This window comes from Corallococcus sp. AB049A, from assembly GCF_003668885.1.
In the GTDB taxonomy this organism is placed as follows: domain Bacteria; phylum Myxococcota; class Myxococcia; order Myxococcales; family Myxococcaceae; genus Corallococcus; species Corallococcus interemptor.
Window position 1 is genome coordinate 1 of the sequence record NZ_RAWL01000685.1, and the last position, 2,675, is coordinate 2,675.

General features: G+C 72.7%; 2 protein-coding genes. Both read left to right on the forward strand.

The window, feature by feature from the left end; translation table 11 throughout:
- Nucleotides 1-1,832: tetratricopeptide repeat protein (locus tag D7X55_RS38225; RefSeq protein ID WP_147470389.1), on the forward strand; the 1,832-nt coding region annotated here is incomplete at its 5' end.
- A 3-nt stretch (nt 1,833-1,835) separates the two neighbouring features.
- Nucleotides 1,836-2,675, forward strand: an 840-nt coding sequence (locus D7X55_RS38230) for a DUF4388 domain-containing protein (protein ID WP_121725613.1), incomplete at its 3' end; no start/stop codon positions are given.

Consider the following 2,675-nt stretch of genomic DNA (forward strand, 5'->3'; position numbering starts at 1 on the left):
CGCCGAAGGTGACGGACGCGGAGCTGCTGACCGTCTGGGAGAAGTGGAAGGCGGCCCGCTCGCGCAACGACCTGCCCGCGGCGGAGGCCGCCCAGAAGGAGCTGCTCACGCTGCGCGAGGAGGTGCTCGCCTCCGACCTGGAGCCCCTGAGCATGGGCTTCGTGCGCGAGGCCGCGGTCCGCCGCCGCGCCGGAGACCTGACCGGCGCAATCGCGCTCCTGGACGTGGCCGTGGCCCTGTCGCCGGGGCTGCCCGCCGCGCGCTTCGCCCGCGCGGAGACGTACGTGGTGGAGGATCCGCTGAACGTGCCGCGCGGCCTGGGCGAGTGGAAGGCCGCGCTCGTCACGCTGGCGACGGACGCGAGATACCGCCGGCCCGCGCTCACGGACCTGGGCGCGCTGGTCTTCGCCGCGTGGGCGGCCACGGCGGTGGCGGTGGTCGCGGTGCTCTTCCTGCGGCGGATCCGCTACGCGCTGCATGACTTCCACCACCTGTTCCCCCGGGCGGTGACGCGCTGGCAGTCGGGCCTGCTGGGGCTGCTGCTCCTGTCGCTGCCCGTGGTGCTGGGCGCGGGCCTGTTGCCGGTGCTGCTCTTGCTCTTCGCCTCGGTGGCGCTGTACGTGGGCCGCGCCGAGCGCTGGGTGGCCGCGGTGCTGCTCATGGGCCTGGGCGTGATGCCGCTCGCCGCGGGGACGCTGGCGCGCTTCACCGTCTTCGCCGGCACGCCCGCGGAGGACGTCTACCTGCTGGAGCGCGGGGGCCTGTCCGCGGAGGGCGCGGCGGCCCGCGTGCGCGCCCGGGCGGAGGCACGCACCGCGCGCTTCCAGGAGCTGGGGGCGCTCGCCTGGTACGAGGCACGCCGGGGCCTCCTGGAGGAGGCGCGCGCGGACTTCAAGGCCGCCTCCGGGTTGAAGGAAGGCGACGCGCGGATGCTCACGCGCTTTGGCAACGCGCTCATGGGCCTGGGCGACGTGGACGGCGCGGTGCTCCTCTACACGCAGGCGTCCAAGGCGGATCCGTCCATGGCGGCGCCGCACTACAACCTGGGCCAGGTGTACCGGCGCCGGGCGCGGCTCCTGCCGGATGATCAGCTGGGCAAGGAGCTGGACCGCTCCACGTCCGCCATCGCCCAGGCGCAGGCCCTGGACAACTCGCTCCTGCGCCGCGAACCGCCGCCGGAGGACCGCCCCCTGCTCAACCTCCTGCTGCTGGCGCCCACGGTGCCGGAGCGTGACTGGATGGACCTGGCGGACGGCGCCCAGGAGGGCGCCCGCGTGCAGTCCCAGGTGAGCCGCTGGATGTCGCCCGTCCTGCCTGCGGGCCCGGTGGGTTGGGGCCTGGCCGCCGGGCTCGCGGCGCTCATCGCGGGCCTGGGGGAAGCGGCCTTTCGCATGAAGGCGTCGCGCGGCTGTGAGCGGTGCGGCAACGCCGTCTGCCACCGCTGCGACAAGGACCTGCCCGTGAGCAGCGCGATGTGCGGCCAGTGCGTGCACGTCTACGCGCGCAAGAGCCAGGTGCCCAAGGAGTTCCGCTCGCGCAAGCAGGGCGAGGTGGAGCGCCACCAGGCCTGGACGAAGCGGGTGACGTACGCGCTGGGGAGCCTGGTGTCCGGCGCGGGCCACGTGGGCTCGGGCCTGCCGGTGCGGGGCGCCCTGTATGCCTTCGTGTTCAGCTTCGCCGTGGCCGCGCTGGTGCTGCACCGGGGGCTCGTCCGCACGCCGTACGGGGACGCGCCGCTGTACCTCAAGCTCGTGCCCGCGGGCACGGTGCTCTTCTTCGTCTACCTGCTGACCCTGCGCGGCCTGCGCCGCCATCAGCGGGGGGAGGCCTGAGCCATGGCCCTCAAGGGCACCCTCAAGGACTTCGGCATCGGTGACATCCTGCAGCTGATTGGCCAGCAGCAGAAGACCGGCACGCTCCACCTGCGCAACAAGGACCAGGAGGTGCGCATCGGCTTCCAGGACGGCCACATCATCAAGGCCGAAAGCCTCACCCGGAAGCGCAAGGAACTCATCGGCGCCATGCTGGTGCGCGCCGAGATCATCACGGAGACGCAGCTGGAGGCCGCGCTGGAGGTCCAGAAGCGCACCCTCAAGCGCCTGGGTGACGTGCTGGTGCAGAGTCACGCCCTCACCGCGGAGCGCTTCCAGCAGATGGCCCAGCTCCAGGTGACGGAGACGCTCTACCGCCTCTTCACCTGGAAGGCGGGCACCTATGAGTTCATCCAGGAGCCCGTGGAGCCCGGCCCCGACGGCATCATCCCGCTGCGCGCGGAGACGGTGCTCATGGAGGGCTTCCGGATGGTGGACGAGTGGCCCGTCATCCGGAAGCGCATCCACCGCGACGACATGACCTTCGAGCGCGTCAAGGCGCTCCCGCCGCCCCGCGTCAACGACGAGGGCGGAGAGCTGGGCGTCATCGGGCCGTCGGAGCGCCACGTCTATGAGGAGATCGCCGTGGGGCGCGACCTGCGCCGCATGGTGGACCTCTGCGGCCTGGGCGAGTTCGAGACCTGCAAGGCGCTCTACAACCTGGTCAAGGGCGACTACGTGCGCGCCATCGACTCGGAGGGCCGCGCGCCCGTTCCGGAGGACACCCGCCTCGTCGCCCGGGTGGCGGGCCCGGTGGGCCGCATCGCGGTGACCATGGCCGTCATCGCGGGGCTGGCCTTCGTC